This window comes from Virgisporangium aurantiacum (assembly GCF_016863635.1).
Classification (GTDB): domain Bacteria; phylum Actinomycetota; class Actinomycetes; order Mycobacteriales; family Micromonosporaceae; genus Virgisporangium; species Virgisporangium aurantiacum.
Window position 1 is genome coordinate 174,390 of the sequence record NZ_BOPG01000049.1, and the last position, 24,012, is coordinate 198,401.

A 24,012-nucleotide genomic window follows, 5' to 3' on the forward strand; every position below is an offset into this window, starting at 1 on the left:
GCTCGACATCGATGGACCTGCCGGTCAATCGCACGGCCGGATTGACGGTTGGCGGCGTTGTCAGGCTCCACTACGGTTCGGGTATGTCGTCGCCAGAGTCCCCGGGCGACCTGGCGCGCATCAATGAAGGCAACGAGGATTCGACAGCCGAGATTCCGGTCCTCGTCGTGGATGACGCGATGCCGGTCGCCGAGATCGTCACCGGGCGCGCCCGGGTCGGGTGGCCGAACAACCCCGCCCCGCGCCTGTCCCACGAGGCGACGGTGCCGATCGCGATCCCGGCCAACCTTCTCGGCGACGCGCCGGCCGAGCGCCCCAGTCTGCTGGTGATGGTCGCCGTGCACGGCACGTTCCTGGCGGCCGCGATCGCGCTGATGGCTGTGCTGATGGTGATCGCGGCGAAGTAGCGGTCCCGCTGCCTCTCCCGACCCCCTGTCACTCCTCCGGCCGCAGGTGCCCCTTGCGCGCCACCCAGCCGAGCATCACCGGCGACGGTGCCCCACCCTCGGTAAAGCGTTCGAACACCAACCCGGCGTCGATCACCATCGACAGCAGCGCGGGCAACGGCCAATGGGTTGCTCCGACCTTGTCGCGAATCCCCTGGTCGGTGTAGGACGCCTTGGTCCAGTGCCCGTCGAGGTAACCGGGGCGGATCACGACCGCGTCGAGATCGCCGCGATCGGCGAACCCGCCGCAGAAGCACGGGTGCGTTCCAATGTGGACGAACAACCCGCCCGGGCGCAGCACCCGCGCCACCTCCCGCACGATCGACGGGTACGCCGGCATGTCGGTGTGCACCCAGACCGCGCTCACGGCCGGCACGCTTCCGCTGGCGAACGGTAGCCGCTCGACGTCGGCACGCATCACCGGCATCCGGCCAGCGGCGTGCCGCAGCATGCCCGCGGAGATGTCCACCCCGACGGGCGACCAGCCCAGCTCCCGCACCGTGGCCGCATGTACTCCGGTGCCGCAGCCGATTTCCAGGCAGAGCTCGCCCGCTTCTCGCGGCCGATCCAGCAGCTCCCGCAATGCCCGGGTCGTACCCAGCGGATCGGCATCGCCCTGCCGCCGCAGAAAGTCGGTCTCGTACCAGTCGGCGATCTCGTCGTATGCCGCGGTTGCCATGCAGTTCATGAAGCCAGCTGACCCGGCACCGGGCCAACCCGGTTCGCTGACAGCGCAGGGCCGTTTCAGGTGCGCAGGTATTTGAGTACGGCCAGAACCCGTCGGTGATCTGTATCGGTGGGTGGCAGATCGAGCTTCATGAAGATGTTGGTGACGTATTTCTCGACCGCGCTGTGGCTGACCCTCAAAATCTCGGTGATCCCGTTGTTCGACCGCCCTTCCGCCATCAGCCGGAGCACGTCCTGTTCGCGCGGGGTCAGGCGCTCGAGCGGGTCGTCGCCCTGCCGTACCAGCAACTGCTCGACGACCTCGGGATCGAGTGCGGTGCCACCGTCGGCGACCCGATGCAGCGCGTCGAGAAAGTCGCTGACCTGTGCCACGCGATCCTTCAGCAGGTAACCGACCTTGGAGGTGCCGAGCGACATCAGGTCGCGGGCGTACCGCTCCTCGACGTACTGCGACAGGACGCACACCGCCATGTCCGGGTACTGCCGCCGGAGCACCAGAGCCGCCCGGATGCCCTCGTCGGTGTGGGTCGGTGGCATCCGGACGTCGAGCACCACGACGTCGGGCTTCTGCTCGGCGACGGCCGCGAGCAGCGTTTCGGCGTCGGACACCGCCGCGACGACCTCGAACCCGCCGTCGTTCAGGAGCTTCGTGAGGCCGGCGCGCAACAGCACCGAGTCTTCGGCAAGCACTACTCGCATGGGAGGTTCACCGTAACGGTCGTCGGGCCGTCCGGTGGGCTCACCATGCTGAATGTTCCGTCAACCGCCGCGGCCCGCTGCGCGAGCCCCAGCAGTCCGCCTCCCTCTTCGACGGACGCGCCGCCGCGCCCGTTGTCGGTCACGGTGATGACGAGCCGACCGGCGACCTGTTCGACGACCACCGCCGCCCGCGTGGCCTGTGCGTGCTTGACGACGTTGGCCAGCGCCTCCGACACCGTGAAGTACGCGACAGCCTCGATGCTGGGTGAGCATCGTGTCGCGACGTCGATCCGCAGCGTCACCGGCAGCGGAGTGCGCGCGACGACGCCCGACAACGCCGCGTCGAGTCCCCGGTCGTTGAGCACCGCGGGGTGCAGGCCGCGGACGAAGTTGCGCAGCTCGGCGAGAGCCTGCGTGGCCTCGTCGTGCGCGGCGCCGAGCACCTCACGGATCTCGGGCGGCGCGTCGGCGAACGCGTTCCTGGCCATGCCGAGGTTCATCGCCAGTGACACCAGTCGCTGCTGGACCCCGTCGTGCAGGTCACGCTCGATTCGCCGGCGTTCGGTGTCGGCCGCGGTCACGAGCTCGGCGCGGCTCCGGGACAGTCTCTCGACCCGCTGCCGTAGTTCCTCTGACGGCCCGGGACCGAGCAGACGCCGCGCCGCGAAAGCGTCGACGGCCGCGGTACCGCGCGCGATCCAGGGCGCCGCGAGCAACAACCCACCCGAGATGCCGAACCAGAGGACGCGCGTGGCGCCCGACAGTTCGCTGGCCCAGAGCGCGGCCAGTACCGGAGCTCCCCAACTGGCCACGACCAGCAGGCCGCCCGGCCCCGCGAGCGCCGACGCGAGGACGTGGTAGATGAGCTGCCGCCACGTCGACCCCGCCGCCCACGGATGCGTGAACCGTCGCCAACCGGGCCGTTCCATATCGGCCGGCGCCGCGATCTCGACCCCGAGCACGGAACGGAACCGCTCCCGCTGCAACCCGCTGGCGAACCGGACGCACAGCAGCAACGCGAACGGACCGGTGACCGTGGCGCCGACATAGACCCCGATGAGCGACGGGTGGCCGCTCGGCCCGGTGACGAGGCTGGCGACGGCCGAGCCCCACAGCACCGCCAGAAGCGCCAGTGCGCCGCCGATCGCGGTGCCGAGGAACATGCCGGTAACGGTGTGGAAGGTGGCCTGCCAGGACACGTGTGCCACCAGCGGCCGGAGCACCGAACGTGCCCGGCGCCTTGCCCGTTCGATCGTCATCGCTCCACCCACGGACGTTTCCGCACAGGTCATGACACCACGCTAGGAAGCCGATCCGGTCCGGACCATCGGGTGTGCCTGCTGTCGAGGGTGGGGAAAACCCCAAGAACGTCCCGCGGATCGCCCCACTTACAACGCGGCCGTCCGCTGGCAGCGTGAAGGCCAGCGAACGACCGAGGGGACGCAGAGACGATGATCGAGGCACGCGAGCTGACGAAGAGATACGGCGACAAGCTCGCCGTCGACGGACTGACCTTCACGGTGCGCCCGGGCGTGGTCACCGGCTTTCTCGGGCCCAACGGCGCCGGCAAGTCCACCACGATGCGGATGATTCTGGGGCTCGACGCGCCCACCGGCGGAACGGTCACCGTCAACGGTCGGCCGTACCGGGAACACACCGCTCCGCTGCACGAGGTCGGTGTCCTCCTGGAGGCGCGATCGGTGCATCCGGGCCGCAGCGCCTACAACCACCTGCTGGCGCTCGCCCGCAGCAACGGCATCAGCCGGGCGCGGGTCGACGATGTGGTGGAGGCGGTCGGCCTGGCCGGCGCGGCGCGGCGGCGGGCGGGCAGGTTCTCGCTCGGCATGGGCCAGCGGCTGGGTATCGCGACGGCGCTGCTCGGCGATCCGCGCACGGTGATCCTCGACGAGCCGCTGAACGGGCTCGACACCGAGGGAATCCGGTGGGTGCGGTCGCTGCTGCGGGGGCTGGCCGACGAGGGCCGTACGGTGTTCGTCTCCTCGCACCTGATGAACGAGATGGCGCTCACGGCGCAGCACCTCATCGTGATCGGCAAGGGACGGCTGATCGCCGACATGGGGATGGCCGACTTCATCGCCACCCGGGGCCGCAGCGTGGTGCGGGTACGCACCACCAACCCCGTTGACCTCACCGGGCGGCTACGGGCGTCCGACGTCGAGGTGTCCCATGACGGCGGCGAGACGCTCACCGTCAGCGGCCTCACCACCGACCAGGTGGGCCGTGCCGCCGCCGCGGCCGGCATCACGCTGCTCGAACTCACCGCACAGCAGGCCTCGCTGGAAGAGGCCTTCATCGACCTCACCCGCGACGCGGTCGAGTACCGCGCGCCGACTGCGGCTGGAGCCACCTCATGAGCACGATCTCCCTGCCCGCCTACACCGGCGAACAGCGCGTCACCCAGTTCCGGGTGGTGCGCTCCGAGTGGACCAAGTTACGGTCACTCCCGTCCACGATCTGGTCGCTGCTCACGGCGGTGACGCTCATCGTCGGGTTCGGCGTGGTGTACGCGATGGTGCGGGTCACCCGTCCACCCGCCGATCCCGCGGCGTTCGACGCGGCCGGGGTGAGCCTGGCCGGTGTGCAGTTGGCGCAACTGGCGGTGGGCGTACTGGGCGTCCTGCTGGTCACCGGCGAGTTCGCCACCGGGTCCATCCGGGTGACGCTCGCCGCGGTGCCGAACCGTCTGCCGGTGCTCTGGGGCAAGGCGGTGGTGTTCGGGCTGACCACGCTGGTGCTGTGCGTACCGGCCGTGGTGACGGCGTTCGTCGTCGGCCAGTCGATCCTCTCGGCCGAGAACCTCGACACCGATCTGGGGGAGCCGGGCGTGGCTCGCGCGGTTCTCGGCAGTGCGCTGTTCCTTGTCTTGGTGGGCCTGTTCGGGCTGGGGCTGGGCGCGCTGCTGCGTAACACGGCCGGTGGCATCGCGGCCCTGTTCGGGCTGTTCTTCGCCCCGCAGATGCTGGTGGACCTCCTGCCCGAGTCGGTGTCCGACCACCTCTACAAGTACCTGCCCGCACCTGCGGGTCAGGCCATCATGTTCGTCCAACCCGATCCGACGTCATCGCTGAGCCCGTGGGCCGGTCTCGGCGTGTTCGCGCTCTACACCGTGATCGCGCTGGGCCTCGCGGCCTGGCAACTGCGCCGGCGCGACGCGTGAGTTCTCGACCGCACGCCGCCCGCCCGGAGCACTCAACCGACACCGCTGACGTGGCCGGCGATCAGGCGCCAGCCGTGGGAATCGTCGTAGATCCAGGTGCGTGTGTACCGCACCCGCGCGGTGAACCCGGCGCCCGACAACACACCCGACACCGTCCCGAGGAAGCAGGTGACACCCGTGTTCCCGGCAACCAGCACCGTGAGGTCCTCCTCCTCGACGCCGGACATCTTCTGCTCGCCGCTCCCGTGCAGTCGCAGGTCGTCGGCCTTGCTGTACAGCCGGCCATCGGGGCCGGTGAAGACGAGGCGGTCGTCGATCAGCCGGTCGAGTTCGGCGACGTCCGACGCCAGTTGCGCGGCCTGCAGGGCCCGTTCGGCGGTGTGTAGCTCGGAGGTACGGCTGTCGTGCGGCATGGCAATACCTTATCCGATATATCTGGGCCGGCTACGGCGTCCGGTCGAAGTGGTTGCCGGGGCCGGCGAGCCGCACGGACGCAGCGGCGATGGCCAGGAGAGCAGCAACCGTTTCTCTCAGGTGTCCGGTTGCCCCGCCGATCGGGCCACCTGAGGTGTCCGGGCTGCGGGTCCATGGAGGCGTTGTGACCGAATCGTCCCACTTGATCGACTCGGATGCTGCCGAGACGATTCGTCAGGCGTGCATGAACCTGCTGGTTCGGGAGCGGTTGATGGCCGTGCTCAACGCCAAGAACGGCGTCATCACGAAGGTGAACGAGCGGTTCCTCGAGACCACGGACAAGCCGATGAACGAGATCATCGGCAAGCGGTTGGAGCAGTTGTGGCGGCTGCCGTCGCAGGTTGTCGACGGCATGCTCGACGAGGCTCGGGCCGGTCGGTTCGTCGAGCAGGTGAACTCGATCGTCGACAGCGGAGGGCGTCAGCGCTGGCTCCGGTTCAACTGCGGGCCGGTGCCCACTCCGGCCAAGGAGCCGGTGGAGTTCCTCCTCACGGCGTACGACATCACCGAAGACCGGCGGCAACTCGCCGAGTTGCGGGGCAGGGCCGCGGCTGTCGATCGTGGCCAGGCCGTCATCGAGTTCTCGCTGGACGGAACGATCCTCACCGCGAACGAGAACTTCCTGAAGCTCACCGGGTACTCGCTCAGTGAGCTCGCCGACCAGCATCACCGCATGTTCGTCGAGGAGACGTACGCCGAGTCGCCGGAGTACGCCCAGTTCTGGGCGCGCCTGGCCGAGGGCCAGTACGAGAGCGGCGAGTACAAGCGCCTCGGCCGTGGCGGCAAGGAGGTCTGGCTGCGGGCGACGTACAACCCGATCATCGACCTCGAGGGCCGGCCCTACAAGATCGTCAAGTACGCGATGGACGTCACCGCCGCGAAGCAGCGGACGGCGGAGTACGAGGGGAAGGCCGCCGCGATCAGTCGGTCGCAGGCGGTGATCGAGTTCGACCTTGACGGCACGATTCTGAGCGCCAACGAGAACTTCCTGAAGACCGTCGACTACTCGCTCGACCAGGTGCTCGGCCAGCAACACCGCATGTTCATCGACGACGAGGAGGCCCGCGGCAACGCCTACCGCGCGTTCTGGAAGCGGCTCGCGGGTGGCGAGTTCATCGCGGGCGAGTTCAAGCGGCTCGCCAAGGGCGGCAGGGAAATCTGGCTGCAGGCCAGTTACAACCCCATCTTCGATCTCAACGGACGACCGATGAAGGTGGTCAAGTACGCCACCGAGATCACCGCGCAGAAGATGAAGACGGTCGAAGACGAGGGCAAGGTCAAAGCGATCGACCGGTCGCAGGCGGTGATCGAGTTCGACCTTGATGGCACCATCGCCGACGCGAACCGCAACTTCCTCGAGACCATGGGCTACACCAGCGTCGAGGACGTCCGCGGCAAGCACCACCGCATGTTCGTCGAGCAGACCTACGCGGGCAGCGAGGAGTACAAGGCGTTCTGGGATCGGCTCGGCCGCGGCGAGTTCGAGTCGGGCGAGTACAAGCGGCTCGGCCGTGGCGGCAAGGAGGTCTGGCTGCAGGCGAGCTACAACCCGATCTTCGATCTCGAAGGTCGGCCGTTGAAGGTGGTCAAGTACGCCACCGACGTCACCGTGCAGCGGCGGCGGAATGCCGAGTACGAGGGCAAGGTCAACGCGATCAACCGGTCGCAGGCGGTCGTCGAGTTCGACCTCAACGGCGTGGTGATCGACGCCAACCGGCTCTTTCTCGATCTCATGGGTTACTCGCTCGACGAGGTCCGCGGCAAGCACCACCGCATGTTCGTCGACGAGGAGACGTCGAACAGCGACGGCTACAAGGCGTTCTGGGACCGGCTACGGCGTGGCGAGTTCGACAGCCGCGAGTACAAGCGGGTCGGCAAGGACGGACGGGAGGTCTGGATCCAGGCCAGCTACAACCCGATCCTCGACCTCGACGGGCATCCCATCAAGATCGTCAAGTACGCGATGGACGTCACCGCCGACAAGCAGCGCAACGCCGAGTTCGAGGGCAAGGTGAACGCGATCGACCGGGCGCAGGCGGTGATCGAGTTCGACCTCGACGGCAACATCCGCGCGGCCAACGACAACTTCCTGCGGACCATGGGCTACTCGCTCCGCGAGATCCTCGGCCAGCACCACAGCATGTTCTGCTCGCCCGACTACATCACCTCGGCGGAGTACCGGGACTTCTGGCTGCGGCTGGCCAGCGGCGAGTACATCTCCGGCCAGTTCCACCGGCTGGGCAAGTACGGTCGCGACGTCTACCTGAAAGCCACCTACAACCCGATCTTCGACCTGCGCGGACGCCCGATCAAGGTGGTCAAGTACGCGTACGACATCACCGAGCAGGTGGCGTTGCAGCGGCGTCTCAACAGCAAGTCCGGCGAGATGAACGATTCGATCGGACGCCTGGCCGCGTCGATCGACGACATCGTCGGCAACGCGCAGCAGGCCAGCACCCTGGCCGGCCAGACGCAGGCGAACGCGGAGCGGGGGTTCGAGGAGCTGCGCAAGTCCATCGAGGCCATCGACCTCATCGAGCGGTCGTCCGACCAGATCGCGTCGATCGTCCAGGTGATCGGTGAGATCGCCAGCCAGACCAACCTGCTGGCGTTCAACGCCTCGATCGAGGCGGCCCGGGCGGGCGAGCACGGGGTCGGCTTCTCGGTGGTGGCCGGTGAGGTCCGCAAGCTCGCCGAGCGGTCGTCCGACGCGGCGCGGGAGATCGGCAAGCTCATCACCGAGTCGAGTTCCCGGGTGAACCAGGGTTCCACGGTGTCCCGGCGCGCACAGGAGGCGTTCGGCGACATCCTGAAGAGCGTCGAGCAGACCGGCGAGTCGATCGGCCGGATCGCGGCCCGCACCCACGACCAGCAGACCGAATCGCTGTCGGTGAAGACGCTCATCCTGGAGCTCACCGACGGAGATGGGGCCGCCGACAATCGCGATGCAGTCACGACCCTGAAGCGGTGACGGGGAGATGGCGAGCACGGTGACGGAGGCGGAGCCCGACACCAGGGTGGCCGTCGGCCTGTACGGCGTCTTCACGGTCAACGAGGTGCAGGTCGCGCTTCCGCTGTCGGAGCTGCGTGAGGTGATTCCCTGCCCGTCGACCTTCGAGCCGCTGCTCGCCAGCGCGCCCGGTCTCGTCGGCGCCGTCAACCTGCGTCACCAGGTCATCCCCGTGATCGACCTGCGCCTGGTGCTCGGGATGGACACCGGTTCACCGACGGACGTCGTCGTCATCGTCGCCCATGAGGGGTACGTGTTCGGCCTGCTATCCACCGGCGTCCACGGGGTCGTGCGGGTGGAGCCGGACGAACTGTTCGAGTACGCGATCGGTGGCGTGCGCGGGCCACGAGGCGAGAACTCCACAGGGAACGGCGTGCGGCTGTTCTCGCTGGGCTTCGAACGGTCCGACACGGTCGTCTGCGTGCTCGACAGCGCGGCCGTGCAGGACCTTCCCGGGATGCCGGTGGTCAAGGACACCGGCAACGGGCACACCGGGCCGGGCCGGTCCGGCGCTATCGAGGCACCGGACCGCACCGTGATGCTGCTGCGGTGCGAGCCGTTCGGACTGTGCATCGACGTCACCTACGTGCACTCGGTCATCCCCGAACTGCTGGTGAAGTCGTCGCCCCTCGACGGAGCCTCCGTGCGCGGGGTGGTGCGGCTGGGCGACAACGAGGTGCCCGTCATCGATCCGTTGGCGTTCCTCGGCCTCGGCTCGCTGCCGGACGGCGGCGCGGAGCGCGGCGTGGCGCTGCACTTCGAACGCGGGTTGGTCGTCCTGTCGGTGACCGACGTCGTCCGCATCGTGCCGGCACCCACCGACCAGGTGCTGCCGCTGCCCGACTCCGGGTTGCCGGCGTCGGGATGCATCGAGGGAATCCTGTCGTCCCCAGGCAGCGATCCGTATCTGCTGCTCGACGGCGACGCGATCCGGGCCAGCGAGGAACTCGACACGCTCGCCGCACTGGGCCTCCCGGTAGGCGGCAGCGAGAAACCCGTGGGCAGCAGCGAAAGGCCGGCGGGCGGCGGCGAGAAGCCGCAACGAGGGGAACCGGACAACGGGAGCCCGGAAGGGGCGGGCACCGTCCGGAAGGTGGTGCGCAAATACCTGACCTACAACGCCGGCACCGACGTCGCCACACCGCTCGACGACATCACCGAGATCCTGCCGTACCCGGCCGACCTCATCCCGATGACCGCCGGTGGCGCGGTGCAGGGCGTGTTCATCCACCGCGGAACCGCGATCCCGCTGGTGTGCCTGCCGACGCTCGTCGGCCGTGGCCAGCTGGCCGACCGGGAGGGGTCCCGGGTGTTGCTGGTCGAGTCGAAGACCGGGTACGTCGGGTTCGCCGTGCCGGCCCTGCGGGCGATCGAGGAGTCGGTGTGGGAGCAGCCGCCGCAGGGCGAACTGCAGCTGCACGCCGTGCTCGGCACCAGCCCGCTGGTCGAGGTCGGTGACGGTGAGCAGAACCGCATGCTGCCGAACCTCGACCTGAGAGCCGTCGCGACGGCCGCCTACTAGCTGACCTCGAAGACGACCCGGCCGTCGGGCCCAAGGTCGAGAAAGGACAACAACCGGTCGGCCTCCGAGCGGACCGCGTCGGCCTCGTCGGATGCCAGCGGGACGAACGGGGTGACGCGCACTTCGGCGCCCTGAATCTGCCAGATCCCGGCGACGAACCCGTCGACCAGAAACGTCGCATGCACCATCGAGTAGCCCGGGAACACGCGCGGCCGGTGCTCATCGGAAATGATGCGGCTGCGGTCGTCGTGGCTGAGGACGAGGTTGTCGAACTCGGGCAGGAACCGCACCGGCGCCGGCTCGTCACCGCTCGCGATCGGCAGGCCGGGGACGTCGAACAGTTCGCGCCCACGCTCGTCCCGATAGACCGTGAGCTCCGGGCGCAGCGCCTCGACCTCGGCCCGGAGCCGCCGCAGGCCCGACCAGATCTGCAGGTCGGCGACCGACGCCGGCCCGCACGACGCAAGGTACCGCCACACCAGCGTCCGTACGGACGGCTCCTCGTGCAGCGAGCCGATCCAGTCCTCCGCGAGCACGCAGGCCACGTGCCCGCGCCGGCGCCACACGCCCGTGGGTGGCGGGTGCAGCAGCGGCAGTTCACGCTGCGCGGCCCAGGCCAACGGCATCTTCGCCCGGTCGGGGTACCGCTCGGCGAGGTGCCGGGCCAGCGCCGGCCGCGTCAGCACCTGGCCAGACAGGATCTCCCGCGCGGCGGCGGCCAGGTCGGCGAGGTCGATACCGGCCAGGTCACGGGCGAACGGCGACAGGCCGGCCTTCCCGATGCGCTGGGCGATCAGCGGACGCAGCCAGCGGTAGTCGTCGCCGGTCGTCATGTGTTGGGTGATGCGCAGCAGGCTGCCACGGACGACGTCGCGTCCGGCAAGCGCCGCGGTGAGGTCTTCGTGACGGAACATGGCCATCCGGGTCCACAGCCCGACGTACGGCGCGTCGGTCTCCTGCGCCTGGACGGCCACGAGCCGCGCGACAAGTTCCGGCACGGTGCCCGGGAACGGAGTCAGCAGCGACTGGCGCTGGAGGTACGTGCGGTTCAGCTGCCGCGTCGAGATGTCCACGGGAATGACGTTATCGACCGAAGCGGTCAGAACCTGTCCTCATTCCAGCCGACGTGGCGCCGAACTGGGTCCGTCCCGGGGGTGACGATCGGCGGGGTTCTGGCGGTAGCGTCTCTTCCGCCTATTGGTAGGAGGTTGGCGTCCATGTCCTCTGGCGGTAACGGGGTTCGCGAAGACGCTTCGCGACAGAGGTTCGACCTGGTTATGCGTGGTTACGACAAGCGCCAGGTCGACCAGTTCGCGTCCCGGGCCGACAGCGAGATCGCGATGCTGATGGCCGAGCGCGAGCGGGCCCGCGAGCAGTTCCACGCGATGGCGCAGCAGATCCAGCAGCTCCAGGGCGACCTGACCGAGGCGCGGAAGCGGCCGGCGCAGATCGACAAGGCCACGTTCAAGGACCTCGGCCCCATGGTCGAGCAGATCCTCCAGAACGCCGAGAAGCAGGCCGCCCAGATCACCTCGACGGCGTCGGAGCGCGTGGCGAACCACCGCGCCCAGGCCGACAAGGCGCTCGCCGACGCCCACGAACGGGCGAACCGGATCATCCGGGAGTACGAGGAAGAGGTCGCCAACCGGCGGGCCGAACTGCAGCAGACCGCCGAGCTGCGCCGGGCGGCCGCCCAGGCCGAGATCGACGACATGACGGAGCTGGCCCAGCGGTTGCGCACGGAGGCCGAGGCGATCCACCAGCGCGCCGAGGAGGAGGCCAGCCGGCTCGGCGAGCAGAGCAACCGCGAACTCGAGCACGCGCGGGCCCGGGCGAAGGCGATGGTCGAGGCCGCGCAGGCGCAGGCCGAGCGCGACACCCAGGCCGCACACGCCCGCGCCGAGGAGGAGATCAACCAGTACCGGGGTGAGGTCGAGCGGGAGATCGAAGACCGGCGCAACGCCGCCAGCCAGAAGATCGTCGCCATGCACACCGAGGCGCAGCACTACTCCGACGACGTGCGCCAGCGGGCCGACGAGCAGGCGACCATCCGGGCCCAGGAACTGGCCGCGGTGGAGCAGGAGATCGAGGCCCGTCGCCGTACCCGGGTGGCCATGCAGGCCGAGCTCGACTCGGCGCAGCAGCGCCTCGCCGAGTCGCGTCAGGAGCGGGACACCATCGACGGCGAGGTCGGCCGGCTCCGCGAGCACCTGGCCGCCGTCCGCCAGGACCTGGCGTCGGAGATGAAGCGGTTGGACGAGACGCGCCACGCGGCCGACAGCGCCGACCGGCACGCCAAGGACGTCCGCGCCCGGGTGCAGCGGGAGGCGAAGCGGGTCGCCGAAGCGGCGGCCGCGGCCGTGCTCGCGGCAGCGGCGGCCGGGTCGGAGACGGGCGAGTATCCGCAGGTCATGCCCCGGGAGAACGGGCACGATCCGCGGGAGAGGGGCCTGTCGCTGGAGAAGGCCGACGACGGCCCGGCGCGGGAGAACGCGCGGGAAACGCGGGAGAACGGGACGCCCGCGCGGGAGACGCGGGAGACGCGGGAGAGCGGCGTGCCGGCGCAACGGGAGCCGTTCCAGAACGGACCCACGCCGTTGCCGCAACGCCAGCCCGGGATACTGGAGCGCCAGCCGGCCGTCGCCGACTGAGAGCGGGCCCGATGGGGTGCCGGCCGGCGTCGGCGATTACGCGCCGGGCGGCTGGAAGCCGGTTCGCAGCAGGGACAACAGGCGGCGTGCGTGGTCGGGGTCGGAGCTGGCGATCGCCGCTGCGCTCGTCAGCGCGAGAAGGTCCGCTATCGCGAGATCCCCGCGGACCGCGCCCACCGACGCCGCGCGGCTGAGAAGCCGCGTGGCCACCTCCGTGATCGAGCGGTGCCACTCCGCGAAGAGGCGGGTCCGTCGCTGGTCGGCGCCCTCGGTCACCGCCAGCGCGAGCGGGCGTTTCGCCGCGATGTGGACGACGAACGCGTCCAGCCACTCGAACAGCGCCGCCCCCGCGTCCGGGGCGGTGGCCAGGTCGTCGCCGTGCCGGCACAGCGCGGCGACCTCGTCGCTGTAGACGGCGACGATCAGGTCGCCGCGCGTCGGGAAGTGCCGGTAGAGCGTCGCGTTGCCGACGCCCGCGCGGCGGGCGACGTCGTCGAGCGGGATGTCGGGTCCGCGCTCGGTGAACAGGTCACGGGCGGCCGCGAGCAGTAGTTCGAGGTTCCGTGCCGCGTCGGCCCGCATGGTGCTCCTTGATAAGTGGGGATTTCCCCGGTTAGCCTAGCGCCAACGCTAAACGGGGAGTTCCCCACATAACCGAGAGGGACAGGGATGACCATCTCCATCGAGGACCGGCTCGCGATCACCGAGGTCATCGCCCGGCACGGTCACCTGGTCGACGGCGGTCACCTGCACCGCAGCGACGAGGTGTTCGACGCCGACGCCGTCTTCGACCTGGCCGACTTCGGCGCCGGAACGGTGCACGGGCTCGCGGCCCTGTACGACCTGGCGCGGCAGCTCGGCGACAACAACCCGGTGGGTCACCACGTGACCAACACCGTCCTGGAGGAGGGCGACGGTGGCCAGGTGAAGGCGCTGTCCAAGGGGATCGGCGTCAACGCCGACGGCACGGCCAGCAGCGTGGTCTACGAGGACCTGCTGGCGCGGCGCGACGCCGGTTGGCGGATCGTCCGGCGCCGCGTCCAGGCGCGTCGCAAGCAAGGTGCCGTGTAAAACTTTCTAGACACGAAGTCAAAAATTCGCTACCTTCGTGATGTCAAAGATTTTGTACATCACGAAGGGATGCGCCGGGCATGGCCATCGAAGAGAAACGGGCGTGGATCCGGATGCTGGTCGGCGTCGCGGCCTACGTCGTGTACGCCGTCATCGTTCTGACCAGGGCGGACGGTCGCGCGCTCACCGACGTTCCGTACGCCGCCACGTTGATCTGGTCGATCGTGGCGGCGATCGTCGCATCGATTGTTGTCGAGATCGTGGTGAACACGGTGAACCGCGGGTCGATGGTCACCGACGAGCGCGACCGGGCGATCGGCGGCCTCGGCGACCGGGTCGGCCAGGCATTCGTCGTGATCGGTGCCGTCGCGGCGATGCTGATGGCGATGGCCGAGTGGGACCACTTCTGGATCGCCAACGTGATCTACCTCTGCTTCGCGCTCTCGATGGCGCTCGGCTCGATCGCCAAACTGCTCGCCTACCGCGGAACGTTTCCGCAATGGTGAAGCCGACCCGCGTCACGAACAACATCCGGGCGCTGCGCTTCGCACACGGCGAGATGACGCAGGCAGACCTCGCCGACCGCATCGGCGTCACCCGGCAGACCCTCATCGCCATCGAACAGAGCCGGTACTCACCGTCGCTCGAGATGGCCTTCCGCATCGCACGCGTCTTCAAGACCACCATCGACGACGTTTTCCAGTACCCGGAGGAGGAAGAACAATGAAAGCCATCACCCAGGACCGGTACGGCTCGGCCGACGTGCTCCACCTACGCGAGGTGCCCAAGCCCCGGATCGGGGCCGACGACGTGCTCGTCGAGGTGCGGGCCGCCGGGGTGGACCCCGGAGTATGGATCTTCATGACCGGCCGGCCGTACGCGGTACGGGCCGCGAGCGGGTTCCGCCGGCCGCGGGTCCCGGTGCGCGGCCGCGACGTGGCCGGCGTGGTCGCGGAGGTCGGCGTGAACGTGACCCGCTTCAAGCCCGGCGACGAGGTGTTCGGCACCTGCCGCACCGGTTCGTACGCCGAGTTCGCAGCGGCGCCGGAGAACCGGCTGGCCCACAAGCCGCCCGGCCTGACGTTCGAGCAGGCCGCCGCGGTCCCGATCTCCGGCGGCACCGCGCTGCAGGCGGTGCGCGACTTCGGGAAGGTCGGTGCGGGCCAGCAGGTGCTGATCACCGGCGCCACCGGCGGCATCGGCTCGTTCGCGGTGCCGCTCGCCAAGTCGTACGGCGCGACCGTCACCGCCGTGTGCGGCCCGACAAAGGGCGACCTGGCCCGCCAACTCGGTGCCGACGAGGTGATCGACTACACCAAGACAGAGGTCGACGTCCACGGTCCCCGGTACGACGTCATCATCGACATCCAGGGTTGCCGATCGCTTCCGCTGCTGAGCCGGGCCGCGGCCCCGAACGCCCGGATCGCCCTGGTGGGCGGCGGCCACGACAGCGGCGGCCTGCTGGGCGGCTTCACCCGCCAGCTGCTGCAGGCGCCGTTCGCCTCAATGCGCGGAGGTCGCAAGTTCATCAACGCCGGCTCCCGCGAGCGCGTCGAGATCTTCGACGAACTCGGCCGGCTCGTCACCGACGGCGTGATCACGCCGCTGATCACCCGTACCTACCCGCTTGAGCAGGCACCCGACGCGATCCGGTACCTCGCCGAGGGCCACGCGGCCGGCAAGGTCGTCGTCGCCATCTGATGAGTGCATGACGCGACAGGCTTCGATGAATAGAATCCCGGTGACCCCCCTAGATCAGAGGATTCGCCGATGCCGCCGCGTCGTGACCCCCGGCTGGTCCCCTATCTGGCAATTGTCACCACTGTCGTGGTGTTCCTGGTCGCGAAGTGGTTGAACTGGCCGCTCTGGGCGGTGGCCATCGGCGGCATATCGCTCGCGGGGGGCGCCGTCTTCCTCCTCGCCGGCCGCGAGCACGCCGGCCGCAAGGTCACCGTGGGGCGGGTACCGGTACTGGCCCCGGCGTTCCAACCGCGCACCGGCGTGCAGGCACACATAGTGGACGCGCGTGCAGCCGGCGCCGACATCGTCCTGCACGGGGCTGGCGGCACCGGAACCACTCAACTGGCGGCGTCACTGGCCCGCGCGGGGCTGCGGCAGGACGTCGACCTCGTGGTGTGGGTCGACGCCGGCGGTCCAACCTCTGTGGTGACGGCGTTCGCGCTGGCCGCACACCAGGTCGCCGCCCCGGGCACCGGGGGTGACGCGGCCGCCGATGCCCGGGCCTTCGTAGCCTGGCTGGCGGACACCGATCGACGGTGGCTGGTGGTGCTCGACGGCGTCACCGATCCCGTGGCGATCGACGGGTGGTGGCCCGCCGACCACTCCGCCACCGGGTGGTTCCTGGTGACCACCGCCACCGATCTGGTACGGCATCCGGTGTTCGGCCGGGGAACCGCCGTCGGGGTCGGCGTCTTCAGCCCGGCCGAGTCGCACGAGTACTTCACCGACCGGAAGCTCGCCGACGACGACGCGGCGGAACTCGCCGCCGAACTGGGTCACGAACCGCTGGCCATGGCCCGGGCCGCCGCGTACATGCAGGCCGAACGGCTGGGCTGCACCGACTACCTGAACCAGTGGATCGACCGGCGCAAGACCGTGGCCGATCCGGTGACGGCGGCCGTTCTGCTGGCTGTGGACGCGGCCCAGCGGAAGGCGCAGAAGCAGGCGCTGCCGGCGCTGCGGTTGGCCGCGGTGCTCGATCCGGCCGGGCAGCCGGCGGCGGTGTGGAAGAGCGCGGCCGTCACCGAATATCTGGCCGGAGCCGCCGATGCGGGCATGCGGGCCGTGGCCCTGCTGCACCGCTACGGCCTGGTCGACCACGACCGGCGACTCGGTGCCTGGGCGGTGCGGGTTCATCCGGAGACTGCTCACGCCGTCCGAAAAAACACCCCCGCGGACCTGCGGGATGCCGCGGCCCGGACCGCCGCGGACGCCGTTCTCGACGCATGGCCCGCCGACGATGCCCATCCGCACCGTGCCGACCACGTGCGGGTGTTGCGGGCCAACGCGATCATCCTGGCCCGGCTCGACGGTGATCCGCTGTGGCAACCGGAGGCGCACGACCTGCTGTGGCGTGCGGGCGCGGACATCGACGTCGCCGAGGGCCTGGTGCGCGACCGCACGGCGCGCCACGGCGACGGCGACGCGCAGACGCTGACGGCGCGGCGGATCCTCGCCACGAGCTACCGGCGTGCCGGGCGGCCGGGCGACGCGGCGCGTGAACTGGAGCGGGTGGCGAGCGGCTACGAGGCCCTGGGGGATCCGATCGCCGCGGAGGTCCGCGACCTGCTGGCAAAGGTGCGTGAAGAGCTTTTGTAGCGCTACCAGCGCCAGCGCCAGAAGCGGCGCTCGTAGCGGACCACGAGACTGCCGGCCGCCGCGCTCCCGGTGACCACGACGTGCAGGCCGGGGTCGGGAACCGATGGCACCTTCGACTTCGCCGAGCCCGCGCTCGTGACGACCGCGTCGATGTTGGCGCTGGCACCCGGCGGAAGCACGATCGTGGTGGAGCCGGCCTGGGTGGCAAGATCGATGCTGATGACGCGGTGACCGATGACGGCATGGCGCAGGTCGAGCTTGACCGAGCCGGCCTTGCTCCGCACGAGGAGCCGGCGCGGCACCGGCCACCGGCCCGACCGCTTGATCGAACTGGCGTGGCTGCGCAGTTCCACCACGTCGTCGACGACCGGAGCCTCGGCCAGATCGGCGACGAACGGCTCCACCTCGCCGAAGGTGCGCGCGCTCAACACGCCGTCGACCCGGTCTTCGAACTCCACCAGGGTCAACCGGCCATCGGCGACGGCGGCGTTCAGCCGCGCGATGACACTCTCCCGATCTGAATCGGACATCCGCAGGTCCCGCCGCGACGGAACAACGTCGCCACTCACCCCGCCGACTTTACCGTTGCGCCCCGATCAATTCCTACGGCCAGTCGTCGCGGACGAATCTCGCCACCAGCGCCGCGTGGGACAGCGGGGTCGCCAGGTCGGCGACGTCGCCGTTGGTGGTGTAGTCGAGCAGCACCACACCCGTGGCCCCGGCCAACTCGCGCAGCTCGGCCACCAGGTGGGCGACGCGGTTCTCCAACACCCACCGGTAGGCGGGCAGGTAGATCCGGCGCCGGGCGGCCTCGTAGCCGAGCAGGTCGGTACCCCGCAGGCCGGCCCGGTGGCCCCGGACGGCGCCGAAGCGACGTACCGTCCGCTTCAGGCCGGCCATCGTGGTGACGGTGAGCTTGGTGGAATCGACGTCAATGTGTTCGAAGACCTTCAATGCCTGCCAGATGCCTTCGACCGACGCACCCACCACCCCGGGACTGAGTGGAACCGGGATATCCCCGTGCGGGTAGAACGGACTGAACCTGACCCACGGCTCCGCCCCCTTCGACGTGACGTCGAGAACCACCCGGCCGGGAAAGGCGGCCCCGATCGACTCCGGCTTCCGGCGCCTGCTCGCTACCTCGATCAGCATCCCCCGCAGTATGTCCGTGGGGTACGACAGAACCGGATCAGGCGGCGTCCGCGAGCAGTTGCGCGAGGAGGTCGGGCCTGGTGAGCATCGGCCAGTGGCCGGAGTCGATGTCGACGTACTCGAGGTGCTTGGCCCTGGCCAGTTCCGGGACGTCACCGGCGGCGATCCAGGCCTGGGCCTGCTCCGGCGTGAACTCCGGGCACACCAGCACGACCGGCACGTCGTACCGGCGATCGTCGGTCAGGCGCACCGTTCCGCGGGCAACCCCCTCGGGGACGGGGATCGCGGCGCCGGCGAACGACCGCTTCGCCTCCTCGTCGAGGTCCGCCGAGTCCGCCCCCTCGAACGGCTCCCAGCCCGGGAAGCGCATGACGCCGTCCGCCACCTCGAAGAAGTCGGCGTAGGGCGAGCCGTCGGCGCTGGGGAAGCCACCGATGAGGCCAACCTTGCCGACCTTCGCCGGACGGGCGTCCGCCGCCAGCCACGCGAGCGTCGAGGCGGCCGAATGCCCCACCACGAAAGGCGTTCCGTCGGCGGCATCGACGGCGGCCAGCACCGCCGTCACCTGGTCATCGAGCGTGGCCGACCGCTCGGCGGGCAGCGAGACGGGCACGGCCCGGTGGCCCCGCGCCTCGATGCCCGGCACCACGTCGCGCCAGACGGACGCGTCGAGCCACAGGCCGCCGATGAGCAGAATGTCCATGTCAGTTCTCCTTCTCCAGTACGGTCAGGTCCCGCTCGGCGTAGTGCCGGTGTTCCCATTCCTCGTTCAGAACGACGCGGAGGCATTCCGCGACGGGGAAGTCGGTCAGTTGCGGCCAACCGGGGTCGGTGCGGGTGACGGTGGACGCGAGCTGGTCCGCGGTGAGCGAATCCAGGACGCCACGCACGGACGCTGATCGCACGTCCCGCACGGCGAGCACCTCGTCCAACGAGGGCCGCGCATCGCGGTCCCATGAATGTCCGATCCCGTCGGGCGCCTCGTCCCACGGCAGGTCGAGATCGTGCCACGGGGCCGGATCGCCGCGGATCATCCGGTCGACCCAGGTGGCCCGGGCGTAGTTGAGGTGCCGCAGCGTCTGTATGAACGACCACTCGTCGCCTACGCCGCGGTGGAGGAGTTCGGGCGGGAACGTGCGGGCCCGGGCGATCGTTCCGGCCCACAGCCGCTCCAGGATCGTCCACGCCGCGCGGAACCCGTCGACGGTGTCCGGACGCATCGCGGCCCGCTCCGGCATCCGCCGGTTCAGCTCGGCCTCGACCAGCGGAGCGATGTCGACGCCGTTCACCGCGACGTTCCGCAGCTCGCCGTCGATCTCCACGTCGACCAGTTCGACCCCGCTCATCCGCACCCCGCGGATCTCGGCGGCGCGGACCCGGACGTCGGCGACACGGACCCGGTAGAAACTCGCGCCTCGCTGCATGGGCATCACGCTAGGACCGGATCCGGACGATCTGCTTCCGGAACCGTAAACTCATCGGGGTGTCACCCACCGCGCGGGCGCTGCGCGCCATGGAGTTCCTCCAGAACCGTCCCGGCGCGACCGCCGACGACCTCGCCGCCGCACTGGGCGTCACCGAGCGGGCGGCACGCCGTTACATCGGCATCCTCCGCGAGGCCGGCATCCCGGTCGAGTCGGTCCGCGGACCCTACGGCGGGTACCGGCTCGGCCGCGGCACCCGGTTGCCGCCCGTCGTCTTCACGGAGCCCGAGGCGCTCGGTCTGGTGATGGCGGTGCTCGACGGGCAGCCCGAGCTCGTGGGCGCCGCGCTCGACAAGGTGATCCGGGCACTGCCCGAGAGCGTCGGCCGGCAGGCGAAGGCGCTGCGCGACCACGCGTCACCGGCGCCCGTCCGGGTGTCGACGCGGCCCGATCCGTCGACCACCAGCGCGCTGGTCGCCGCGATCGCGGCCAAGCGGCGGGTGCGGGCGACGTACCGGAGCGAGACCGGCCGGGAATGGGACGCCGACGTCGACCCGTGGGCGGTCGTCATCCGCCACGGACGCTGGTACCTGCTCTGCCATTCGCACCGCGCCAACGCCATCCGCACCTACCGGATCGACCGCATGCACGACGTCCAGCAGACCACCGACACGTTCGAGCTTCCCGACGACCTCGACCCGGTGTCCACAGTGGAGGAAAACCTGGGCACCGGGTGGGAGTTCCCGACGCGCGTGGTGTTCCACGGACCGCTGGAGAAGGTGGCGCCGTGGATCCGTCCGCCGATGGGTCGGCTCGAACCGTTGGACGACGGGTGCGTGCTCACCGGCAGCACCAGCAACCCGGCGATGTACGCGGAGGAGTGGCTGACGACCGTCCCCTTCGCTTTTCGCGTGGAGGGCGGCCCGGAACTGCGCGCGGCCGTGGCGTCGGTCGCGTCCCGGTTCACCGCCGCTCTAGAGTGAACACCTCCGACTTGCTGCCCCGGCACGTGTCCTGCATGAGCTGCACGCCGCGGTCCTGCGAGCCTTCGAGCACGCCGATGCAGTACCGGCTGCCCGCCACCGACCGCAGCCGGTATCCGGCCGACGGCGTGGTGACCGGCTCGAACGTGAACCGCTGGTCGGCGGGCCCGTTGGCGCAGGTTGCGGCGGCGAGCAGCAGCCCTTCGGTGGTTCCGGCGTAGTCGACGTCGGCGCAACCGGTGCCGCCGGAGTCGGTGATCACGATGCGGTAGACGTTGGTGGCGACCGGTTCGATGGTGAACTGCGGCAACGTCGAACCGCACGGATGCTGGCCGAGCACCGTGCGTCCGGTGTTCTTGTAAAGCTCCGGCCCTTCGCCCACGCACATTCCGGTGTGCGCGAGGCGGATCAGGTAACGGCCGGATATGGCCGTCGGCGCCGTCGTGGTCGGTGTTGTCCGCGGCGGCGTCCGGACGACGCCGCCGGGCACGGGCAGACCCGGGTCGGACGCGCTGAGCGACGGCGACGCCGATGCGCTCACACCCGACGTCGGTTCCGCCGATGGTGGCGGCCCCACGGGTGCGGCCTGGGGCGGCGACGCATCGTGCGTCTTCCGCTCCGGAATCGCCCAGACCGCGACCACGGTGGCCACCAACGCGACCAACGCCATGCCGGCGACCGCCGCGGTCAGCGGGAACCGCCGCCGCTGTCGCGGTTGCGGACCCGCCAGGATCGTCTCGCCCGGCGCCGCCGGGCCGACGGGCGGCAGCGGCAACGGTGGCGGGGCGTCGAACTCACCGGGTACGTCGTCGCCGAGGTACCTCCGCGCGGCGAGGACATGGTGGTGGTCGGCGCCGAGCGCATCCGGACCGTGCTGGCTGAGCAACCGGAAGTTGCGGCCGGCCTCGTAGGCGTTGCCCAGTTCGTGCGCGAGCACCGCCAGTTCGTACGCGGCCACGAGCAGTTGCGGATGGGTCGGGCCGTGGGTGCGGTGCCCGACCTCCAGCACCGACTCGAGCACCCGGCGGGCCTCCGGGAGCGCACCGAGTTCGCGGAGCACCACGGCCAGCCGGGCCTGCGCCGCCAGCACGTCGAGGTGGTCCGGCCCGAGCTCGGCGCGCGCGGCGTCGACCGCTGCGACGAGCAGGTCGCGGGCCTCCGTCAGGTTGCCGTCGGCGGCCTGGGTCTCGGCCGCGCGCACGGCGGTGGTTAGCTCAGGCACGTCGATATGCTGCCGGGTCTGTCGGCAATACGCCAGTCCTCATCGCTCGCATTAGGCAACGCCGAGCACCTCCGACAATGTCGCCGGCACCAGACCCTTCTCCGCCAGACCGGCCAGGATCAGCGGCAGCGCCTCGTCGGTGTACTGGGCGTTCGCCTCGGTGACGTGCATGATGACGACCGATCCCGGCTTCACCGTCGACAGCACCGCCCGCACGATGGGTTGGTACGCGGTGGCGAACGGGTCGCCGCTCACCACGTCGCCGTCGACCACGGTGAGGCCGAGCGGCGCCAGCGCGCCCAGCGCCGCCTGATCGTGGCACAGGCCGGGAAAGCGGAAGTACCGGGTCTGCCGGCCGTGATGGGACTCGACGATGCGGAACGTCTTCGCCACGTCCTCGGTCATCAGGTTGCTCGGCACCTGGCCCAGCGAATAGCACTTCGGCGTGAAGCCCTGGTGACCGTAGGAGTGGTTGGCCAGTTCGAAGTTGGGGTTCGCGGCCAGCCGGTCGGTCAGCTCCGGGTACTGCTCGACCCACATGCCGGTGAGGAAGAACGTCGCCGGGATCTTCTGCCGTTCCAGCATGTCGATGATGGGAAGGTTGGCGTAGGAGCGCACCGCGCCCGAGGCGAGCTGGGCCTTCATCGCGGTGGTCATGTCGGCGTCGAACGTCAGCGCGACCTTGTTTCCGGTGCGCGGCCCGTTGTCGACGACGCGCGGCAGCGTTCCCGGCCGCGAATGACCCGGCGGTGGCCCGGAGGAACTCGGCACGCCCGACGGTTCGCCGGAAGGACCGGAAGACCGGGCTATCGGTTTTCCGTGACCCAACGGCTGCGGTTGGTCACTCGTGCCGTTGCATCCCGTCAGAAAAAGGGCCGCAGCGCACAGCAACCCGAGAATCCCCCGCGTTCCCACGGCCGGATGATGTCACGCCCGGATCCCGAAAAGGAAGCGGGTCGGGCGGGTGCGCCGGACAACTAGGTCGTAGACGGCGAACATGATGACGAACGACACCACCACAATCACCAGATACTTCACCACCATCGGCGCCGACCAGCCCACCACGAAGTACGCCACGGCCACGACGATCGGCTGGTGAAGAATGTAGAGCGGCAGTGCGGCCGTCCCCAGATAGGCGAAGACGCGGCGCCGACGCCCCGGTTCGGGGCCCGCCACCGAAGGCTCCGGGCGTTCCCTGTCCAGGAGCCCGAGGATCGCGACCAGCCAGCACCACCCGGCCAGGCCGAACGCGATCCGGCCCAGCACCGACGGCGCGTCCATGTCGAGGAACGCGTCGCCCTCCGTCGCGTTGAACCCGATGCCGGCCGCGCCGAACAGCACCACGCCGATCACCGCGGCGGGAACGGCGTCGCGCCGCACCGCGGTACGGAACCGGTCGTCGCCGGCCAGCACCATCCCGTAGAGGAACAGCAGCAGGTAGGCCCAGCGGCTCCAGCCCGCGAACGACTCCTCCATCCCCAGTAGCGCGCCGATCACGGCCAGTGGTATCGCCGGGAGCAGGATGACGCCGCGCCGCGCCACCGCCCCGGCCATCGCGTCGCGCGCCCGCCCTGCCCACGGGAGCGGCACCCACGTCGCCACCGCCGTCACCATCAACGTGAACGCCAGCAACAGGACGACGAACCACAGGTGTCCGGTCTCGAACTGCTCGCCCCGCACCAGGAACGGGAAGTCGCCGAGACTGAAGTGCACGTCGTAGAACTCGCCGAGGAACTGCAGGTACGAGTCGTCGTAGCCGGGGTCGGCGGCCCGCAACCGCAACCACTGCGGCGACGGCAGAATCGTCAGGATCGCGAAGAGCAACGGAACACCCAACCGCAACAGACGCTCCGCGGCCAGCCCGCGCGGACCCCGCCGCCGCAACGAGTACCACGTGCCGACGCCCGAGATCAGGAACAGCGCGGGCATCGCCCACACGACGCACAGCCCGGCGATGATCGTGGTGACGTCGGTGGTCTCCGGGTTCTTCACATAGAAGTCGTCGCGGGCGTCGAACACCAGCGATGCGTGGAAGAAGACGAGACCGAGCACCACCACCAGGCGAATGACGTCGAGCTCGGGCCGCCGGACCGTTCTCACCTGAGCGTGCGGTTCCCCCATGCCGTCATCCTGGCAGTTCCGAAACGCCTGGAG

General features: G+C 69.9%; 25 protein-coding genes. 12 read left to right on the forward strand and 13 right to left on the reverse strand.

Annotated features, from left to right (window positions below):
- Window positions 1–11 precede the first annotated feature (11 nt).
- The gene (locus Vau01_RS37520) at window positions 12–407 is read left to right on the forward strand and encodes a hypothetical protein (RefSeq protein ID WP_204003647.1); all 396 of its coding nucleotides are present in this window, start codon (window positions 12–14) and stop codon (window positions 405–407) included.
- 28 nt (window positions 408–435) lie between these two features.
- Here the strand turns inward: Vau01_RS37520 and Vau01_RS37525 are convergent, their stop codons facing one another.
- The 3 genes from Vau01_RS37525 to Vau01_RS37535 form a co-directional block, all read right to left on the reverse strand.
- Window positions 436–1,125 (reverse strand): class I SAM-dependent methyltransferase, encoded by a 690-nt coding sequence (locus tag Vau01_RS37525; protein ID WP_204003649.1) that lies wholly within the window; start codon window positions 1,123–1,125, stop codon window positions 436–438.
- 65 nt (window positions 1,126–1,190) lie between these two features.
- The gene (locus Vau01_RS37530; RefSeq protein ID WP_204003651.1) at window positions 1,191–1,832 is read right to left on the reverse strand and encodes a response regulator; all 642 of its coding nucleotides are present in this window, start codon (window positions 1,830–1,832) and stop codon (window positions 1,191–1,193) included.
- Window positions 1,823–3,091, reverse strand: a complete 1,269-nt coding sequence (locus tag Vau01_RS37535; RefSeq protein WP_239152167.1) for a sensor histidine kinase — start codon at window positions 3,089–3,091, stop codon at window positions 1,823–1,825. Before Vau01_RS37535 ends, Vau01_RS37530 begins: the two co-directional genes overlap by 10 nt.
- Before the next feature lie 192 nt (window positions 3,092–3,283).
- On the opposite strand from Vau01_RS37535, the gene Vau01_RS37540 reads away from it, so the two are divergent.
- Together Vau01_RS37540 and Vau01_RS37545 are read left to right on the forward strand one after the other, a co-directional pair.
- Window positions 3,284–4,207, forward strand: coding sequence for an ABC transporter ATP-binding protein (locus tag Vau01_RS37540; RefSeq protein ID WP_204003660.1), 924 nt, complete (start codon window positions 3,284–3,286; stop codon window positions 4,205–4,207).
- Window positions 4,204–5,010: an ABC transporter permease subunit gene (locus Vau01_RS37545; RefSeq protein ID WP_204003668.1), complete on the forward strand. Its 807-nt coding sequence runs from the start codon at window positions 4,204–4,206 to the stop codon at window positions 5,008–5,010. The genes Vau01_RS37540 and Vau01_RS37545 overlap by 4 nt, the downstream gene beginning before the upstream one ends.
- A 32-nt stretch (window positions 5,011–5,042) precedes the next feature.
- Here Vau01_RS37545 and Vau01_RS37550 read toward each other — a convergent pair whose 3' ends face one another.
- Window positions 5,043–5,423: a nuclear transport factor 2 family protein gene (locus tag Vau01_RS37550; protein ID WP_204003671.1), complete on the reverse strand. Its 381-nt coding sequence runs from the start codon at window positions 5,421–5,423 to the stop codon at window positions 5,043–5,045.
- 245 nt (window positions 5,424–5,668) lie between these two features.
- On the opposite strand from Vau01_RS37550, the gene Vau01_RS37555 reads away from it, so the two are divergent.
- Window positions 5,669–8,455 carry a methyl-accepting chemotaxis protein gene (locus Vau01_RS37555; RefSeq protein WP_239152168.1) on the forward strand — a complete coding sequence of 929 codons (2,787 nt, stop codon included), beginning with the start codon at window positions 5,669–5,671 and terminating at the stop codon, window positions 8,453–8,455.
- A gap of 7 nt (window positions 8,456–8,462) precedes the next feature.
- Entirely contained in the window at window positions 8,463–10,016 is a 1,554-nt protein-coding gene (locus Vau01_RS37560; RefSeq protein ID WP_204003673.1) for a chemotaxis protein CheW, read from the forward strand.
- On the opposite strand, the gene Vau01_RS37565 is transcribed toward Vau01_RS37560, so the two are convergent.
- Window positions 10,013–11,089, reverse strand: coding sequence for a winged helix DNA-binding domain-containing protein (locus tag Vau01_RS37565; RefSeq protein ID WP_204003675.1), 1,077 nt, complete (start codon window positions 11,087–11,089; stop codon window positions 10,013–10,015). The two genes, Vau01_RS37560 and Vau01_RS37565, sit on opposite strands and share 4 nt — an antisense overlap.
- Window positions 11,090–11,293: 204 nt before the next feature.
- Between Vau01_RS37565 and Vau01_RS37570 the strand changes: the two genes are divergently transcribed.
- On the forward strand, window positions 11,294–12,667 hold the full coding sequence (locus Vau01_RS37570) for a coiled-coil domain-containing protein (RefSeq protein WP_204003677.1): 1,374 nt from the start codon (window positions 11,294–11,296) through the stop codon (window positions 12,665–12,667).
- 36 nt (window positions 12,668–12,703) lie between these two features.
- Here Vau01_RS37570 and Vau01_RS37575 read toward each other — a convergent pair whose 3' ends face one another.
- Entirely contained in the window at window positions 12,704–13,249 is a 546-nt protein-coding gene (locus Vau01_RS37575) for a TetR/AcrR family transcriptional regulator (RefSeq protein WP_204003679.1), read from the reverse strand.
- Window positions 13,250–13,336: 87 nt separating this feature from the next.
- Here Vau01_RS37575 and Vau01_RS37580 point away from each other — a divergent pair, with 87 nt between their 5' ends.
- The 5 genes from Vau01_RS37580 to Vau01_RS37600 all read left to right on the forward strand — a co-directional run bounded on the left by Vau01_RS37580 (window position 13,337) and on the right by Vau01_RS37600 (window position 17,077).
- Window positions 13,337–13,738, forward strand: a complete 402-nt coding sequence (locus Vau01_RS37580) for a nuclear transport factor 2 family protein (protein WP_204003681.1) — start codon at window positions 13,337–13,339, stop codon at window positions 13,736–13,738.
- An 80-nt stretch (window positions 13,739–13,818) separates the two neighbouring features.
- The gene (locus Vau01_RS37585) at window positions 13,819–14,244 is read left to right on the forward strand and encodes a hypothetical protein (RefSeq protein WP_204003684.1); all 426 of its coding nucleotides are present in this window, start codon (window positions 13,819–13,821) and stop codon (window positions 14,242–14,244) included.
- Window positions 14,238–14,465, forward strand: a complete 228-nt coding sequence (locus tag Vau01_RS37590) for a helix-turn-helix transcriptional regulator (protein WP_204003688.1) — start codon at window positions 14,238–14,240, stop codon at window positions 14,463–14,465. Before Vau01_RS37585 ends, Vau01_RS37590 begins: the two co-directional genes overlap by 7 nt.
- A complete protein-coding gene (locus tag Vau01_RS37595) occupies window positions 14,462–15,439 on the forward strand; it encodes an NAD(P)-dependent alcohol dehydrogenase (RefSeq protein ID WP_204003691.1) in 978 nt (325 codons plus the stop codon). Before Vau01_RS37590 ends, Vau01_RS37595 begins: the two co-directional genes overlap by 4 nt.
- Before the next feature lie 69 nt (window positions 15,440–15,508).
- A complete protein-coding gene (locus tag Vau01_RS37600) occupies window positions 15,509–17,077 on the forward strand; it encodes a tetratricopeptide repeat-containing protein (protein ID WP_204003694.1) in 1,569 nt (522 codons plus the stop codon).
- Between the two features lie 2 nt (window positions 17,078–17,079).
- Here the strand turns inward: Vau01_RS37600 and Vau01_RS37605 are convergent, their stop codons facing one another.
- Genes Vau01_RS37605 through Vau01_RS37620 form a run of 4 tightly spaced genes read right to left on the reverse strand, consistent with a single transcriptional unit; the run spans window position 17,080 to window position 19,653 of the window.
- Window positions 17,080–17,646 (reverse strand): DUF1707 SHOCT-like domain-containing protein, encoded by a 567-nt coding sequence (locus tag Vau01_RS37605; protein ID WP_204003697.1) that lies wholly within the window; start codon window positions 17,644–17,646, stop codon window positions 17,080–17,082.
- Between the two features lie 34 nt (window positions 17,647–17,680).
- The gene (locus Vau01_RS37610; RefSeq protein ID WP_204003699.1) at window positions 17,681–18,229 is read right to left on the reverse strand and encodes a DUF6939 family protein; all 549 of its coding nucleotides are present in this window, start codon (window positions 18,227–18,229) and stop codon (window positions 17,681–17,683) included.
- Between the two features lie 37 nt (window positions 18,230–18,266).
- Window positions 18,267–18,932 carry an alpha/beta fold hydrolase gene (locus Vau01_RS37615; RefSeq protein ID WP_204003701.1) on the reverse strand — a complete coding sequence of 222 codons (666 nt, stop codon included), beginning with the start codon at window positions 18,930–18,932 and terminating at the stop codon, window positions 18,267–18,269.
- Between the two features lies 1 nt (window position 18,933).
- Entirely contained in the window at window positions 18,934–19,653 is a 720-nt protein-coding gene (locus Vau01_RS37620) for a DinB family protein (protein WP_239152169.1), read from the reverse strand.
- A gap of 59 nt (window positions 19,654–19,712) precedes the next feature.
- Between Vau01_RS37620 and Vau01_RS37625 the strand changes: the two genes are divergently transcribed.
- A complete protein-coding gene (locus Vau01_RS37625) occupies window positions 19,713–20,636 on the forward strand; it encodes a helix-turn-helix transcriptional regulator (RefSeq protein ID WP_373320360.1) in 924 nt (307 codons plus the stop codon).
- On the opposite strand, the gene Vau01_RS37630 is transcribed toward Vau01_RS37625, so the two are convergent.
- From Vau01_RS37630 to Vau01_RS37640, 3 genes are all read right to left on the reverse strand, one after another.
- Entirely contained in the window at window positions 20,617–21,858 is a 1,242-nt protein-coding gene (locus Vau01_RS37630) for an RICIN domain-containing protein (protein ID WP_204003705.1), read from the reverse strand. The two genes, Vau01_RS37625 and Vau01_RS37630, sit on opposite strands and share 20 nt — an antisense overlap.
- Window positions 21,859–21,909: 51 nt before the next feature.
- Window positions 21,910–22,629 carry a polysaccharide deacetylase family protein gene (locus Vau01_RS37635; RefSeq protein WP_239152170.1) on the reverse strand — a complete coding sequence of 240 codons (720 nt, stop codon included), beginning with the start codon at window positions 22,627–22,629 and terminating at the stop codon, window positions 21,910–21,912.
- A 156-nt stretch (window positions 22,630–22,785) separates the two neighbouring features.
- Window positions 22,786–23,979: an acyltransferase family protein gene (locus Vau01_RS37640; RefSeq protein ID WP_204003712.1), complete on the reverse strand. Its 1,194-nt coding sequence runs from the start codon at window positions 23,977–23,979 to the stop codon at window positions 22,786–22,788.
- Window positions 23,980–24,012 lie beyond the last annotated feature (33 nt).

What these genes read in the sequence shown, in the direction of transcription:
- Vau01_RS37640 (WP_204003712.1), bottom strand. Translation starts at nt 23,979, where the DNA reads ATGGGGGAACCGCACGCTCAGGTGAGAACGGTCCGGCGGCCCGAGCTC.
- Vau01_RS37580 (WP_204003681.1), top strand. Translation starts at nt 13,337, where the DNA reads ATGACCATCTCCATCGAGGACCGGCTCGCGATCACCGAGGTCATCGCC.
- Vau01_RS37595 (WP_204003691.1), top strand. Translation starts at nt 14,462, where the DNA reads ATGAAAGCCATCACCCAGGACCGGTACGGCTCGGCCGACGTGCTCCAC.
- Vau01_RS37555 (WP_239152168.1), top strand. Translation starts at nt 5,669, where the DNA reads ATGAACCTGCTGGTTCGGGAGCGGTTGATGGCCGTGCTCAACGCCAAG.
- Vau01_RS37520 (WP_204003647.1), top strand. Translation starts at nt 12, where the DNA reads ATGGACCTGCCGGTCAATCGCACGGCCGGATTGACGGTTGGCGGCGTT.
- Vau01_RS37540 (WP_204003660.1), top strand. Translation starts at nt 3,284, where the DNA reads ATGATCGAGGCACGCGAGCTGACGAAGAGATACGGCGACAAGCTCGCC.
- Vau01_RS37530 (WP_204003651.1), bottom strand. Translation starts at nt 1,832, where the DNA reads ATGCGAGTAGTGCTTGCCGAAGACTCGGTGCTGTTGCGCGCCGGCCTC.
- Vau01_RS37615 (WP_204003701.1), bottom strand. Translation starts at nt 18,932, where the DNA reads ATGGACATTCTGCTCATCGGCGGCCTGTGGCTCGACGCGTCCGTCTGG.
- Vau01_RS37550 (WP_204003671.1), bottom strand. Translation starts at nt 5,423, where the DNA reads ATGCCGCACGACAGCCGTACCTCCGAGCTACACACCGCCGAACGGGCC.
- Vau01_RS37600 (WP_204003694.1), top strand. Translation starts at nt 15,509, where the DNA reads ATGCCGCCGCGTCGTGACCCCCGGCTGGTCCCCTATCTGGCAATTGTC.
- Vau01_RS37610 (WP_204003699.1), bottom strand. Translation starts at nt 18,229, where the DNA reads ATGCTGATCGAGGTAGCGAGCAGGCGCCGGAAGCCGGAGTCGATCGGG.
- Vau01_RS37590 (WP_204003688.1), top strand. Translation starts at nt 14,238, where the DNA reads ATGGTGAAGCCGACCCGCGTCACGAACAACATCCGGGCGCTGCGCTTC.
- Vau01_RS37525 (WP_204003649.1), bottom strand. Translation starts at nt 1,125, where the DNA reads ATGGCAACCGCGGCATACGACGAGATCGCCGACTGGTACGAGACCGAC.
- Vau01_RS37575 (WP_204003679.1), bottom strand. Translation starts at nt 13,249, where the DNA reads ATGCGGGCCGACGCGGCACGGAACCTCGAACTACTGCTCGCGGCCGCC.
- Vau01_RS37560 (WP_204003673.1), top strand. Translation starts at nt 8,463, where the DNA reads ATGGCGAGCACGGTGACGGAGGCGGAGCCCGACACCAGGGTGGCCGTC.
- Vau01_RS37585 (WP_204003684.1), top strand. Translation starts at nt 13,819, where the DNA reads ATGGCCATCGAAGAGAAACGGGCGTGGATCCGGATGCTGGTCGGCGTC.
- Vau01_RS37535 (WP_239152167.1), bottom strand. Translation starts at nt 3,091, where the DNA reads ATGACGATCGAACGGGCAAGGCGCCGGGCACGTTCGGTGCTCCGGCCG.
- Vau01_RS37620 (WP_239152169.1), bottom strand. Translation starts at nt 19,653, where the DNA reads ATGCAGCGAGGCGCGAGTTTCTACCGGGTCCGTGTCGCCGACGTCCGG.
- Vau01_RS37570 (WP_204003677.1), top strand. Translation starts at nt 11,294, where the DNA reads ATGCGTGGTTACGACAAGCGCCAGGTCGACCAGTTCGCGTCCCGGGCC.
- Vau01_RS37545 (WP_204003668.1), top strand. Translation starts at nt 4,204, where the DNA reads ATGAGCACGATCTCCCTGCCCGCCTACACCGGCGAACAGCGCGTCACC.